At 44.5% G+C, this 15075-nt stretch carries 9 protein-coding genes; 5 read left to right on the top strand and 4 right to left on the bottom strand.

What is annotated here, in order from left to right:
- Positions 1–8 precede the first annotated feature (8 nt).
- A complete protein-coding gene (gene tyrS, locus CCZ37_RS02750; RefSeq protein ID WP_013857629.1) occupies positions 9–1196 on the bottom strand; it encodes a tyrosine--tRNA ligase in 1188 nt (395 codons plus the stop codon).
- A 129-nt stretch (positions 1197–1325) separates the two neighbouring features.
- Here tyrS and shyC point away from each other — a divergent pair, with 129 nt between their 5' ends.
- On the top strand, positions 1326–2621 hold the full coding sequence (shyC, locus tag CCZ37_RS02745; protein ID WP_094499691.1) for a peptidoglycan DD-endopeptidase ShyC: 1296 nt from the start codon (positions 1326–1328) through the stop codon (positions 2619–2621).
- 49 nt (positions 2622–2670) lie between these two features.
- Here shyC and CCZ37_RS02740 read toward each other — a convergent pair whose 3' ends face one another.
- The 3 genes from CCZ37_RS02740 to erpA form a co-directional block, all read right to left on the bottom strand.
- The gene (locus tag CCZ37_RS02740) at positions 2671–5769 is read right to left on the bottom strand and encodes an efflux RND transporter permease subunit (RefSeq protein WP_094499690.1); all 3099 of its coding nucleotides are present in this window, start codon (positions 5767–5769) and stop codon (positions 2671–2673) included.
- 8 nt (positions 5770–5777) lie between these two features.
- Positions 5778–6884, bottom strand: a complete 1107-nt coding sequence (locus CCZ37_RS02735) for an efflux RND transporter periplasmic adaptor subunit (protein WP_094499689.1) — start codon at positions 6882–6884, stop codon at positions 5778–5780.
- A 122-nt stretch (positions 6885–7006) separates the two neighbouring features.
- Positions 7007–7348 (bottom strand): iron-sulfur cluster insertion protein ErpA, encoded by a 342-nt coding sequence (gene erpA / locus CCZ37_RS02730; protein ID WP_010319613.1) that lies wholly within the window; start codon positions 7346–7348, stop codon positions 7007–7009.
- A 320-nt stretch (positions 7349–7668) separates the two neighbouring features.
- Between erpA and hemL the strand changes: the two genes are divergently transcribed.
- The 4 genes from hemL (at position 7669) to CCZ37_RS02710 (ending at position 15044) form a co-directional block, all read left to right on the top strand.
- The gene (hemL, locus tag CCZ37_RS02725; protein ID WP_094499688.1) at positions 7669–8964 is read left to right on the top strand and encodes a glutamate-1-semialdehyde 2,1-aminomutase; all 1296 of its coding nucleotides are present in this window, start codon (positions 7669–7671) and stop codon (positions 8962–8964) included.
- A gap of 276 nt (positions 8965–9240) precedes the next feature.
- Entirely contained in the window at positions 9241–10326 is a 1086-nt protein-coding gene (locus tag CCZ37_RS02720) for an AI-2E family transporter (protein ID WP_094499687.1), read from the top strand.
- An 83-nt stretch (positions 10327–10409) separates the two neighbouring features.
- On the top strand, positions 10410–11453 hold the full coding sequence (gene rsmC, locus CCZ37_RS02715; protein WP_094499686.1) for a 16S rRNA (guanine(1207)-N(2))-methyltransferase RsmC: 1044 nt from the start codon (positions 10410–10412) through the stop codon (positions 11451–11453).
- A 198-nt stretch (positions 11454–11651) separates the two neighbouring features.
- A complete protein-coding gene (locus CCZ37_RS02710; protein ID WP_094500784.1) occupies positions 11652–15044 on the top strand; it encodes a response regulator in 3393 nt (1130 codons plus the stop codon).
- The last annotated feature ends 31 nt before the right edge of the window (positions 15045–15075 follow it).

Below are 15075 nucleotides of genomic sequence, written 5' to 3'. Positions count from 1 at the left end.
TGTGATTGTTACTTTACAGTAACTCGTGCGAACTTACGCTTGCCGACTTGGTAAACATAAGTCCCCGCGGCTGGTACATTTTTACTGTCGTCGATTTTTTCGCCATCTTGTTTGGCACCGCCTTGCTTGATCATTCGCATCGCATCAGACGTTGAAGCCACTAAACCCGCCTCTTTGAGCAGGTTAGTGATAGCAATACCCGCTGCAAATTCAAATTCTGGCATCTCTTCTGGCATCGCACCTTTTTGGAAGCGGTTGATGAACTCTTGCTCAGCCGCATCCGCCTCTTCTTTAGAGTGAAAACGTGCAATGATCTCTTTCGCCAGTAAGATTTTGAGATCGCGTGGGTTTGTGCCATTTTCAACATCAGCTTTGAACTGTGCGACTTCTTCCAATGGACGGAAAGAAAGCAGCTCGTAGTAGCTCCACATTAATGTGTCAGAAATCGACATGATTTTGCCAAACATTTCACTTGGCGATTCACTGACACCAATGTAGTTGTGCGCAGATTTGGACATTTTTTTCTCGCCATCCAAACCAACAAGCAGTGGCATCATCAAGACAACTTGTGGTTTTTGACCATGTGCTTTTTGCAGTTCACGGCCCATCAATAGGTTGAATTTTTGGTCAGTACCGCCAAGCTCAACATCTGTCTCCATCGCGACTGAATCATAACCCTGTAGGAGTGGATACATGAATTCATGAATGGCAATAGGCTGACCATTAGCGTAGCGCTTTTTGAAATCATCGCGCTCTAGCATGCGTGCCACCGTTTGGTTCGATGCAAGACGGATCATGCCTTCCGCGCCCAATAGAGACAACCATTCAGAGTTAAACTGAATTTTCGTTTTAGCCGGATCAAGAATCTTAAACACTTGTGTCTTATAGGTTTCAGCATTACGCAAAACATCGTCACGAGTGAGCGGTGGACGCGTGGTATTTTTACCGCTTGGGTCACCAACCATACCCGTGAAATCACCAATCAAAAAGGTGACTTCATGGCCCAAATCTTGAAATGCACGTAATTTATTGAGGATCACCGTATGTCCAAGATGGATATCAGGAGCCGTTGGATCAGCACCTAATTTAATACGCAGTGGACGGTTTTCTTTCAGTTTCGCAATCAATTCATCTTCTGGGATTAGCTCTTCAACGCCGCGTTTAATTTCAGCTAAAGCCGCTTCAATACTCGCCATTCTTGTTCACTCCTACAGATTTGGCAAAATTTAATAGTTGAACATCTTACTTGAATAGCGATGCTTTTTGAAACCAGTTAGACTAATGAACTGGCTAATTTCTTTATAATTGACTAAACGAACCTAGATATGCTTTCAATTTTTGCTCGTCTCCCTTGGGTGCATCGAACCCTCATCGCCTTTTTAAGCGCTCTCATGGTTTTCGCGCTGATATTTCTGCCAAATCCAGAAGAGCTTGCTAAAGATCCGAATCGTCTAGAAATCGGTCGTCACTATCCATTAACCATTAATGCTGAAGCCCTCTCCCCCGGGGTGCCCATATCTCCGTCGGCGATGTTACGTTGGGAAACTTATCAAGTTAAACCTGGCGAAAGTGCTGCGGTATTATTTCAGCGAATTGGGCTTTCGGCTCGCTTACTCTATCAACTCACGGCTACAAATCGTGATATTGACAGCCAGCTGTCACGACTTAAGCCAGGAGATGAGCTGCAATTTGGCTTTGATGAAAATAATGAACTTGTTCAACTCAATCGCATTATTAGCGCTTTTGAAAGCTTTCGCATCACTAAATCGGGCGATGGCTTTACTTCTGAGTTTGATAAAAAAGAGCTGATGTTCCAGTACAACTATGCTGAAGCGAGTATTACTTCAAATTTTTGGAACGCGGGGATAAGCGCGGGTTTAACTGCAAATCAAATTATGGAGCTGGCGGGGATATTTGGTTGGGATGTCGATTTTGCGTTAGATATTCGTGAAGGTGACCAATTTAAGCTGCTATTCCAAGAAAAAGTGGTGGAAGGTGAAGTGATTGGCCGCGGAAATATTATTGCCGCCGCTTTTACCAACCAAGGAACGACGTTCACAGCAATATTGGACGATGCTACGGGTAATTACTATGACGAAAATGGCCGAGCCATGAAAAAGGCTTTTTTGCGCTCGCCGATCGATTTTCGTCGCGTAACATCGAATTTTAATCCTGTCCGTCGCCATCCCGTCACAGGAAAAGTCACTGCACACAGAGGAACCGATTACGCCGCGCCCGTTGGTACCCCGATTTGGGCTGCTGGCGATGGTGTGGTTGAAAAATCAAGTTACAACCAATTTAATGGTAATTATGTGTTTATACGTCACAGTAATACCTACATTACCAAATATTTGCACTTACAACGACGCATGGTTAAAACAGGTCAGCGAGTCAAACAAGGACAAACGATTGGTACATTAGGCGGGACGGGCAGAGTCACCGGCCCTCATCTTCACTATGAATTTTTGGTCAACGGTGTACACAAAAACCCTAGAACGGTCTCTTTACCGCAATCTAAATCCTTAACGGGCCAAGCAAAAACCACCTTTATCGCCAATGCTCAAATTAGGCTTGGGAAGCTAGAACGCTATAGCCAATTACTCTATGCCAATAAAGAATAAGAAAAGGCCCACCAATCATGTGGGCCTCATTGTGTAATGATTGAGCCGATTACTCTTCGAGAGTCCGTGTTGGTTCCTTACGCCCCAACATCAACAAGCAAGGCGTAAGTACTAACGTTAAGACAGTAGCAAAAGCAAGGCCTCCCGCAACGGCCGTGGCGAGTTGTGACCACCATTGCGTACTGGGAGCGCCAAACTCAATTTTCTGGTTAATTAAATCGATGTTCATCTCCAGCACCATTGGCAATAACCCTAAAATAGTCGTCACTGTGGTCAATAAAACGGGCCTTAAACGCTGAACACCAGTGCGTAAAATCGCCTCTTGTTTTGACAAGCCTCTGCGTATCAGTTGATTATAAGTATCTATTAATACGATATTGTTATTTACCACGATGCCGGCCAAGGCGATGACCCCAATACCTGACATAATAATGCCGAAAGGTTTTTGGAAAATCAGCAGACCAGCAAATACTCCGACCGTTGAAAACAGTACTGCACTTAAAATGAGGAATGCTTGGTAAAAACTATTAAATTGCGTAACCAAAATTAACCCCATAACCACCAGCGCAATCAAAAAGGCATTTTTTAGAAATTCTGAAGAATGTTCCTGCTCTTCATTTTGCCCTCGTAATTTAAACTCCACCCCATTAGGTAAATTCAGTTCCGACAATGCTTGAGTAACTTTCGGCAATTCAAGGGCCAGATTATACCCTTCCTTTAGATCCGCCATAATATCGATAACCCGTCGACCATCAATCCGTTTGATCGTATCTTGTTTGTGATCCGGTTTTATCTGCGCAAAATTGGTTATCGGCACCAGACCTGCGGGTGTGTTGACCCGTAACTGATCAAATCGACCAATATCCCGCTTATCCTCTGGATAACGCACCAAAATATCGACCTCTTCGTTTGCATCATCAGGCAAGTAGTCACCAATTTTTAGTCCATTAGTCACAAATTGCACTGTGTTACCTACCAATGTCGCATCGGCTGAAAATCGAGAAGCATCATCACGTCGAATATCAATTCGCCAGTCAATTCCTTCTTTATTTGAGGTGTCACTGATATTAGTCAACGCAAGATTGTTATCAGCCCACTTTCTGACCATTTTAGCGGCCGTATCAAGGTTTTCAGGAGTACGCGCCGACATTTCAATCACCAGATCATGTTCAACGGGTGGCCCTGCATCTGGAAACTTATACTCAATTTCTACCCCTGAAAATTGATCCGTAGTGCTTTTAAGCTCTTCAATAATCGCTTTGACGGTGCGGCGATATTGCCAATCAACAGGGGTAATTTGAATCTGGCCAATTTCATCCTCTCCCCCCGTTCGAGTATAGACGCTCTCAAATTCCTCATGACCAAGCATCACCTGCTCAATTTCTCGCATTAAGGTGTCTTTTTCTTGGATGGAAAGATCGCCATAAGAACGAACTTTAACGGTGAAATAAGGCGGATCAACCTCTGGGAAGAATTCGGCACCGAGCCCTGCTTTGGCATAAGCAAAGCCAATCACAATCGCGAGCACTATCGCACTGAACAGTATTTTAAGTGGGTGACGAATCGCAATGGCCAACGTGTGATAATAGAGCTTGGTGATGCCCGTCGCTTGGGAAAAATCACCTTCATGTAAAGCAATCATCCGTGCTTGACTGGCAGCCGAAGCATGTTGCGGTCGACCAATTAAGCCTCCCAGCACAGGTACGAAAAGCAGTGCCATGATCAGCGATGCGGCAAGAGTAGCGATAAGCGTGAGGGGCAAGTACTTCATAAACTCACCCGTGATGTCCGGCCAAAAAAGCAGAGGGGCAAAAGCAGCTAAAGTAGTAGCGGTTGATGCGGTAATCGGCCATGCCATCCGTTTTGCAGCATCACGGTACGCCTCTTTGCGAGGCATACCTTCTTGCATACGCCGATCGGCAAATTCAGTCACAACTATAGCACCGTCAACTAACATGCCAACCGCCATAATCAGAGCAAATAACACGATAATATTGACGGTCAAACCAAATACAGACAACACTAACAGCCCAGTTAGAAATGAACCCGGAATCGAAATTCCAACCAGCAAGGCGGTCCTCATTCCCAAAATAGCAATAATCACAATTACAACTAAGATGATTGCCGATAGGATATTGTTCTGCAGATCGTTGAGCATGATCTCAACGTCTTTCGACTCATCCCACGTGTATTTGACCAATAGATTACTTGGCCAATCTTCCCGTTTTTGCGCCTCTGTCATCACCGTTTTTACCAGCTCAACGGTTTCGATAATGTTTTCACCTGCACGCTTTTTAACATCTAACACCACCGCCGATTTACCATCTAAACGAGCAAAGCTTTCAGGGTCTCGAAATGCGCGTCTGACGGTCGCGATATCACCAAAAGTGATTACTTGCTTACCATCAACCTTCACCGGAAGCTCTAATACATCTTTCAAGGATTCAAAGACAGAAGGAACCTTTACGGAAAAACGTCCGTAGCCCGTATCGACAAAACCCGCCGCAACGACTTTATTATTCAGCGCGATTAAATTATAGATATCGCCTTGATCGAGCCCGTAACTTTCCATCAATAGGGGATCGACGATGATCTCAACAATATCTTCGCGATCGCCAGCAATATCAACTTCTAATACTTGTCGGTAGCTTTCTAATTTGTCTCTCAACTGCCTTGCAATTTGTACAATAGCTCGTTCTGGTAAAGTGCCATAAAGCACCACTGATAATACCGGTTGCTCTGATGCGAATGTCACTTCGTTCACAGTCGGCTCATCGCTGTCTGCTGGTAATTTTGGTTCAGCCAAATCAACCGCATCTCGGACATCTGCCATCGCTTTATCAAGATTGATGCCAACATTAAATTCCAAGACAACAGAAGCATGACCTTCAGAGGCATTTGACGTCATCTCTTTTACCCCTTCAATAGAGCGCATTTCTTGCTCTAGCGGGCGTACGATAAGGCGTTCAGCGTCACTCGGTGATATACCTTGATGGCTGACAGAGACATAAATGATAGGAATGGTAATGTCGGGGCTCGATTCTTTAGGGATCGACAAGTAAGTCGCCACACCAGCAAACAAGATAAAAATCAGCAGCGATAACATGGTGCGCGAACGAGATAGCGCCGCATCAATAATGGAAAACATAAAGCCCCCTACTGCGCTGAGTGGTTAGGTTTCTTGACCGCAATCACCTGATCACCATCTCGAACAAAACCTTGCCCAACGGTGATAATATCCACCGTCTCCCCTAGCCCAGTTAGCCACACGCCATCCTGTTCGGCTTTTACCAATGTTATCGGTATAAAACGAACACGATCTTGCTGCAGAGTTTTAACGCCTAAATTTCCTTGATCATCAAGCGCGAGCATGGCGGGCGTGATTTTCACCGCCAGTTGCGTTTCCAAACTCATCTCAACTTCAGCGCTCACACCCGCAGGGATAGACTGATTGGGATTGTCAAACTCGACTTCAATCGCAAACGTATTGGTGGCAGGCGATGAAACACGAGAGATATAGCGGACTTTACCATCGATGATAGTGCCATCAATAAAACGTATGCGAGCGGTTTGGTTTTGTTTGATTTTTTGGATGTGCCGTTCGCTGACATCCGCTTCTATCACTAATTTACTGAGATCAATAAAGGTGACCATCGGGTCACCCACTCCGACAAAATCGCCTTTTTCTATCAAGATGTCTTGAACAATGCCATCGAAAGGAGCCACAACTGACGTATTACGCAAAGCCAATTGAGCGCGGCTCTGTACAGCGCTGGCTTCCGCCAAAGCGGCTTGCGCCGAAGCAAAGGCCACTTCGCCTTGCAAACCTCGATTTTTTAACGACTCAGCGGCACTGAATTCTTTTTGTTTGAGTTTAAACAAAGCTTGCGCACTCTCTAATTGAGCCGCTAGATCAGCTTGATCAATTAAGACGATCTGTTGTCCTTTATTGACAGGCTGCCCTTTTGCTATCGATATCTGAGTAATTTTCCCTGCGATTTCAGCACCAATTTTAGCTTGACGATTAGGTGCGGTCCGACCGTAAAGATCGATATGCTTATCGGTCAATTCAGCCTCAAAAGATTGGTAAATCACTTTCGCAAGAGGAATGGTGTCATTGGTAGTTTGCCGGGGCTCTTCCGCTTTCAATGCCCCAAAACCTAACCAAAAACAGAGAAGTAGAATAAAAATCGTCGAGAGTAGCCAAGGTCGTTGCGAAAAAAAGCGGCCAATAGATGAACGGCTGATGTTGGTATCAGGCATAGATAGTCCTTTATGATGTTATTGCCTTTAACTAGGCAAAGCCCTACGAAATATCCTAATAGGTAGAGCTCTTAATCTTTAATCGGCAACGGCCACTTGATCGCACATCGAATTGATTTTAGTTAAACACTAAATGATGCACCACAACCGCATGTTGTTGTTGCATTAGGATTATTGACAAAAAAACGCGAGCCTTCTAAACCTTCCGTATAATCGACTATTCCACCCATCAAATATTGTAAACTCATTGGGTCAACGACTAAGGTCACGCCGCTATTAATAATGGTTGTATCGCCATCGTTTACATTCTCATCAAAAGTAAACCCATATTGGAAACCACTGCAACCACCACCGGTAATATAAACGCGCAGTTTCAGCGCTGGGTTCTCTTCTTCAGCAATCAACGCTTTTACGCGTTGTGCTGCAGTATCAGAAAATGACAAGGGTATATTGACTTCACTCACGATGGCCTCTCTCACTCGAGTTAATACCTGTCAGGCTTATTATGATGAACTTATGCCTGTAAAGGTGATTCTTTTAATAATGCGCTGATTATCTAATACCTGACCTATTCGTTCAAGTATTCACCGCCACTTAAGTTAAAACTCCAACTAACGAGGCATTATGCACTTAAAAAGCAGTCACTGTCGCGTAAGTTGTACACTATACGGCATTCATTGGGCTGTGAATGGACTCAGAAAATGAGTGAAAAAAAGTGCCTTTGGTGAGTTTGGGTATACAATGCGACACCAACTGGTCCGAACAAGCAAAAGAGGATAAATCCATGACCAAATCAGCAGAGCTTTATCAAAAGGCACAACGTGCAATTCCCGGTGGAGTGAACTCTCCTGTACGTGCTTTTAACGGAGTTGGTGGCTCGCCGATTTTTATCGACCGCGCAGACGGCCCGTTGATTTTTGATGCTGATGGCAAAGCTTATATTGATTATGTCGGCTCTTGGGGGCCAATGATACTTGGCCATAATCATGCGGTTATTCGTGAAGCTGTGATAGGCGCTGCGCAGCGTGGTCTCAGTTTTGGTGCGCCGACCGAGATGGAAATCGATATGGCGGAGTTGGTTTCTGAGCTGGTTCCATCGATGGAACAACTACGCATGGTCAGTTCCGGTACCGAAGCGACGATGAGCGCCATTCGTTTAGCTCGTGGATTCACTGGCCGCGATAAAATTTTAAAATTTGAAGGCTGCTATCACGGTCATGCAGACAGCTTGCTAGTGAAAGCAGGCTCTGGCGCCTTAACGTTAGGTCAACCAAGCTCTCCTGGTGTGCCTGCTGATTTTGCTAAACATACACTGACCGCCACTTTTAATGATTTAGAATCTGTACGCGAATTGTTCGCGGCCAATAAAGGCCAAATAGCCTGTATTATCGTTGAACCGGTCGCGGGCAACATGAACTGCATTCCACCAGTTGAAGGGTTCCATGAAGGCTTGCGTGACATCTGTGACCAAGAAGGTGCTCTGCTGATCTTTGATGAAGTAATGACAGGATTTCGTGTTGCACTAGGTGGTGCACAGGCTTACTACAACATCAAACCAGACTTAACAACACTGGGGAAAGTGATTGGCGGTGGTATGCCTGTTGGCGCTTTTGGTGGACGCCGTGATGTGATGCAATACATCGCTCCAACGGGTCCGGTGTACCAAGCTGGTACGCTATCAGGTAACCCTGTGGCTATGGCTGCGGGTTATGCTTGCTTGACGCTTCTAAAAGAAGAAGGCAATGAAAAACGTCTCGCGGCCAAAACAAAGCAATTGGCTGATGGATTCAAAGAACTTGCAGACAAACACGGTATTCCTTTGCTGGTGAACCAAGTTGGTGGCATGTTCGGCTTCTTTTTTACCGATCAAGAGCGCGTCACCTGTTATGAAGAAGTCGTAAAATGTGATGTTGAACGTTTCAAGCGCTTCTTCCACTTGATGCTTGAGCATGGTGTCTATTTAGCACCTTCAGCTTTTGAAGCAAGCTTTACCTCTTTGGCTCACGGCTCTAAAGAGATTGAAGCAACACTAGAAGCAGCCGATCGCTGTTTTGCGATGATGGCAGCTCAAGCGGGATAAGCACCATTAGGCAGACTCATCATAGTATAAAGGGCTGTAGATCAGCCCTTTATTCATTTCAGATTCAATAAACAGCCTATCATTGCCAGTAATAAATCACTAAAACGACCAACGCCATCATGCTGATGGCAAACCACGGTAGCTTCAACTTTTTTTTATGCTGGTTTTGACACCCTTTTTCATTATCACAACATCCCATCTCATCAGTTCCTCATTGATAACACGCTGATTTGCAGTCATTATAACCCCATTACTTTACAAGGTTGGATTAACAACGTGTCAGAAAAAGTGAAAATCACCTCTAGCCACTGGGTACTCATTGCCGCACTTATTATTGCGGCTATTGCTTGTTATCTGTTGATTGCACCTTATATCAACTCGATTGTTATGGCTTTCATCATCTCGTTATTGATGTTTCCCATTCATGAGTGGCTCGAACGAAAAATTCCCAAATACAAAAATACCGCCTCATTTCTCTCGTGCATCATTTTGACCTTTATTATTGTGATTCCACTGCTGTTTGTCTTTGCTGCTATTGTGCAGCAAGGGTCGGTATTTTCTCAGAACATGTATCAATGGGTGACTCATGGGGGCATTCAAACTGCCTTCGCGCATCCTTGGGTTGTCAAAGGGCTTTCCATTGCCAATCAATATTTGCCCTTTGATGAAATTCAGCCACAACAAATCGCACAAAAAGTGGGGCAATTTGCCAGCTCATTTGGTGCCAACTTAGTTAGTATCAGTGCAAAAGTGCTCGGTGATGCGACCAGTTTTTTGATGGATTTCTTCTTAATGCTGTTCGTGTTGTTTTTTCTACTGCGTGATCACGATAAACTCATCAGTGCTCTTAGGCATATCTTGCCGTTGTCGCGTAGTCAAGAAGACAGGTTGCTCTGCGAAATTGAGCAAGTCTCCAAATCGGCTGTCATGGGGTCATTTTTAACCGCAATAGCGCAAGGCTTTGCGGGCGGGTTTGGTATGTGGCTCGCAGGTTTCCCTGGGTTATTTTGGGGAACTATGATGGGATTTGCTTCTTTTATTCCGGTTATCGGTACAGCTCTGATATGGATTCCAGCCACTGTTTATCTCTTTCTAACCGGGGATAGCACATGGGGCATATTCTTGGCCCTCTGGAGCGTTATCGTTGTTGGCTCAATTGATAATTTATTGCGGCCCTTTTTAATGCAAGGGAGCGCGGGCATGAACACCTTAATGATCTTCTTCTCTCTGCTCGGTGGTATTCAGCTATTTGGCCTGATTGGGTTAATTTACGGACCACTTATTTTTGCCATCACTATGGTGCTGTTTAATATTTATGAGGAAGAGTTTAAAGGTTTTCTCAATCAACAAGATAATAGCTAACTTTTGACTTACTGACGATCAAGCTAGAAGCAAGGGGCAGACTGTGCGAGAATCTGCCCCTCTTTTTCAGCGCAGAGCCCACTATGTCCAGTTACACCGCACCAAGTCAAATTGCCCAACGTCAGCTTGCTTATTTCGAAGGAAAACATCTTTTAGTGGCTGGAGAAGCGGAGGATTTATTTCCTGTAGAGTTAGCCAATCATTGTCGCTCTGTTTCGGTGTTCACCACTCATTATGGTTACTACCGCCAACTCGAATCCTATTCGCAAATTACATGTCATTTTGGCGCTCAATTTGAGCAAAAAACCGATGCTGACATGATTTTGCTTTACTGGCCCAAAGCGAAGCAGGAAGCTCAATATCTGCTTGCGATGCTGTTGGCCAAACTGGGCAAAGAGACTGAGATTGTGGTGGTAGGTGAAAACCGCTCGGGCATAAAAAGCATTGAAAAAATGTTTGCAGCTTATGGGCTGGTTAAAAAGTATGATTCAGCTCGACGCTGTTCGTTCTATTGGGGGCAATGCACTCAGCAGCCACCGAGCTTCCAAATTGCAGACTGGTTCAAAACTTATCAGGTGCAGTATCAGCAACACTCACTGATTGTTAAAAGTTTACCTGGCGTATTTAGTCATGGTGAGTTTGACCTCGGCAGCCAACTGTTACTTGATACACTACCTAAACTGAGGGGTAAAGTTCTCGACTTTGGTTGTGGTGCTGGTGTCCTGGGTACAGTAATGGCTACATTAAACCCAGATATCGAGATTGAACTGTGCGATATCAGCGCGCTTGCGATTGAATCAACCAAAGCAACCTTGATAGCGAATAACATATCAGGGAATGTATTTGCCTCTGATGTCTACTCAGATACCGCTAAAGATTACCAATTTATCGTCTCAAACCCCCCTTTCCACTCCGGATTAGAGACCAGCTATAGTGCGACAGAAGCCTTACTGGCGAACGCACCAAGCCATCAAACCGCAAAAGGCGAACTTTTTATTGTGGCCAACAGTTTTCTTAAATATACCCCGCTGATTGAACAGGCTTATGGTCATTGCGAGGTGTTAAATAAAACTAACAAATTCATCATTTACCACGCAAAAAAAACATTACAAAAGTCGCAACAATAAGTGTAATCCACTCTCAACTGGTCACTAAACTGAATGATTTTTACCAATTTTGTGTTAGTGACCACGCTTTCCACAGGACTTACTTGTCAAAGTAAAAAAACTCGTTAATTTCGTCACTTTAGGTTTTCTTTGTTTTTTCATTCACTTTAACGACTACCTCATGCCGTTAAAACCTCACGGAAAGTAATGCCTTTTTCTATGTTTAGGTTCTCTCGTAAGCAAAAATTTAAGCGCCTGCAAAATACTCTTATGCTGGCTTTTCTCGTTTTGAGCATCACGCCTTTAACTGTGACTGCCATTTTTTTTCTACAATCACACACTAAAGATCTTCAAGAACAAAGCACGTCTCACTTATTGTCAGTCAGAGACACCAAGCAACAGCAAGTTCTCGATTACCTCGCGGCCAAAGAATCAGAAGTGATGGGGTTTGTTCGTTCAGAGTTAGCTTATGCCAGTGGAGGGCGCTTTTACGGCTTAGTCAATGCGTTCCAAAGACTTGGTCTGGATATTGACCAAGCTCGTGAGCATGCCCAGCAGCGTTATATTCCAGGCTCTGGTGATCAGATAAAAACGTCAATATTGCCACAATCGAGTAGCTATGTAGGCAGTGAACGGTATCGCCTACTGCACAAACGCTATCATTGGGCGTATTTAGAACTGCTTAAACGTTCTGATTTTGACGATATTTTACTGGTGGATCTCGGCGGTGATGTTGTTTATTCCGTTTATAAGCACGACAACTATGGGACCAATTTACTGACTGGAAAATACAAAGATAGTAATCTGGGTAAAACATTCCGCCAGTTAGAGCAGCAAGTTAGCGAACAACGAAAAACCAATGAAGAATATACACCAGTCATTATTTCTGACTTTTCACCACAAGAAGGGCAATCAGTTGCTTGGCTTGGCGCGCCCATTATTCAACAGGGCTACCTGCACAGCTACGCCATGTTCCGCCTACCAAACAATGGCATCACAAAACTCGTTGCTGACACCAATGCGACATCGCAAATAAGGACTTTACTGGTCGGGCAAGATCATCATTCTCGAATACTCTCTTACACGCAGCAAGAAATCGAGACTAGTCAAAAAGTGATCAATCTTGCGCTTTCTGGGTTGAGTGCCGTTGGTACTTACACCAATACATTGAATGAGAAAACCATTGCCGCCTATGCACCTGTTGCAAACAAAAATATCAATTGGGCTTTGGTGGTAGAGATACCAGAAAAAGAGGCTTATGCGCGAGTTCATCAACTTGAGAAATTATTTATTTTCGCCATGCTAACCGCGATTATTTTAGTCGTCATCGCTTCACATTATCTCTCTAATTTTATTACCTCTCCCCTACTGAAGCTCACTTGGGCGGCAGAAAAAGTCTCAGCTGGGGATTTAGATGAAAATGTTATCAATACCGATCGTAAAGATGAGATTGGTCGACTCGCAGTGAGTTTTGAGCGTATGCAGCGTTCAATCCGAGAAAAAATGCAGCTGATTAAAGCGCAAAATAAAGAGCTCGAAAGCAACATTCAATTAATCCGCAAACAGAACGATGAGTTGCATCTCGCTAACAAACTAAAAGATGAATTCCTAGCCACAACCTCACATGAATTAAGAACACCGCTGCACGGCATGGTCGGTATTGCAGAAGCACTGATCTCTGGGTCAAGTGGAACTATCACCGCCGATCACCGTTATCAATTGGGCATAATCATCAGCAGTGGACAACGGCTGACAAACTTGGTCGATGACCTACTCGATTACCATAAAATGCGCTATGGCAGCTTGGATATCAAACAGTGTGCCGTTGATCTATCCGGCGCAACACGCTTAGTGTTAGAGCTGTCGAATCATCTACTCAACAAAAAGCCCATTCGCGTAATAAACCAAATCCCTGACGAATGCATTTGGGTCTCTGCCGATCCACAACGATTAGAGCAAGTGCTTTATAACCTTGTAGGAAACGCCATTAAATATACGACTGAAGGGAAAATTGTCATTTCAGCCAATGTGGTTGATGACAAGATTCGCGTCCAAGTTGTCGATACGGGACAAGGCATTCCAGCAGAGCAACTTGAACACATCTTTGAACCACTGATTCAAGCAGGGCAAGATGCCAGTCGTTATCGACAAGGCGCTGGTTTAGGTCTTTCGATCAGCCGTCAATTGATCGAATTGATGCAAGGAACGCTTTATGTCAGTAGCCAACCTATGGTCGGTACAACATTCAGCTTTACCTTGCCATTAGCATCAAAAGCGGAAATTGAGTCGACAAGCTATATGGAAACCGGCCATTTCCAATCTCCGACCATTTCAGACATTGAACTGCCTGAAATGCATTCACTGCCTGAAAATAAAGAAGGCCCAGTGCTACTGATAGCCGATGATGAACCCGTCAATCTGCGTGTCCTAGACAGCTTCCTACGTTTAGAAGGCTATCAAGTCCGCACCGCTAAAGATGGCAATGAAGTCATTAGCGCGGTCGAAAAAGAAAAACCGGAACTTCTACTGCTCGACATTATGATGCCAGGATTAAGCGGCTACCAAGTCTGTGAAAAGTTAAGAGAAACATACGATCATGCCGAACTACCTATCATTATGTTGACGGCATTAAATCAAACTGACGATAGAGTTCGTGGTTTTGCAGCGGGAGCGAACGATTACTTATCGAAGCCGTTTAATAAGCAAGAGCTCGCTGCACGTATTACGGCGCATTTAACGGCCAGCAAAGCTGAACAAAGACGTATTGAGAACAACCAACTGCAACAAGAGCTGAAACGTAGAGCCATGGTAGAAGCCAGTTTATTGGAAACCCAAGGCCGCCTACTAGAGCAACTTGAATCTGCTCCTGAGGCGATTATTTGCATTCGAGACGATCATAAAATCCGCTTTGCAAATGAAGCTGCTGCTCGGTTATTTAAGCGTAGCCAAGAACAACTAAAGCGCTCAAATGCGGAAGAACTCATCGCTCCCAAATACTTAGTCGTCGAGCAAGAGCATTACTGCGGTAATATCGATATCTATGTCGAAGATTCACGTCAGCATATGTCTGCTGATGTGTTACGGCTACCGGATGGCTCTGGGTTGCAGGCTATGTACATCTTTAACGTAGGTGGAAACATCAATGCAGCGCGCATCAATAACCTTGAAACCGCTATTGAAGCGCTATCCAGTTACGCATTTGAAGGCGATAAAGAAAAACTGCAGCAGCTCAAAGAACTCGGTGGTGAGTTCACACGTATCGCCGACAAAGTATCGGGAGAGAGTCAATCTAAGCAAGATTTAATGCGCGAAGTACTGGTTGAAGCAATGACCAGTGCTTTAGATTACTGGGAACGGGTCAGTAACCAAAGCAAGTTTACCTTTGCAGAGCAGAGTGGGCTATGGCGAGTGTATCTCGATAGAAGCACATTACAGACTCGGACACTAGACAAGTACTTACGTATCGAGACATTGCCCAAGACACCTCGCTGGCGTACGGTTCTTAATTCGTTAGATTACATTCTTGAGCATTGTCAGGAGTACGGCCCAGAACGTACTCATATCGAAGCGCAGCGCGATAAGTTGCAAAAGCTACTGACCTCATCACTCTAAGCACATCAATACCATTAAGCCTGCACACTGC

The organism is Vibrio qinghaiensis (assembly GCF_002257545.1).
Classification (GTDB): domain Bacteria; phylum Pseudomonadota; class Gammaproteobacteria; order Enterobacterales; family Vibrionaceae; genus Vibrio; species Vibrio ordalii.
This window is presented reverse-complemented; position numbering and strand designations above follow the sequence as displayed.

Coding starts and splice junctions, on each gene's coding strand:
- rsmC (WP_094499686.1), top strand. CDS start 10,410: ATGTCCAGTTACACCGCACCAAGTCAAATTGCCCAACGTCAGCTTGCT.
- CCZ37_RS02710 (WP_094500784.1), top strand. CDS start 11,652: ATGTTTAGGTTCTCTCGTAAGCAAAAATTTAAGCGCCTGCAAAATACT.
- shyC (WP_094499691.1), top strand. CDS start 1,326: ATGCTTTCAATTTTTGCTCGTCTCCCTTGGGTGCATCGAACCCTCATC.
- hemL (WP_094499688.1), top strand. CDS start 7,669: ATGACCAAATCAGCAGAGCTTTATCAAAAGGCACAACGTGCAATTCCC.
- CCZ37_RS02740 (WP_094499690.1), bottom strand. CDS start 5,769: ATGTTTTCCATTATTGATGCGGCGCTATCTCGTTCGCGCACCATGTTA.
- tyrS (WP_013857629.1), bottom strand. CDS start 1,196: ATGGCGAGTATTGAAGCGGCTTTAGCTGAAATTAAACGCGGCGTTGAA.
- CCZ37_RS02735 (WP_094499689.1), bottom strand. CDS start 6,884: ATGCCTGATACCAACATCAGCCGTTCATCTATTGGCCGCTTTTTTTCG.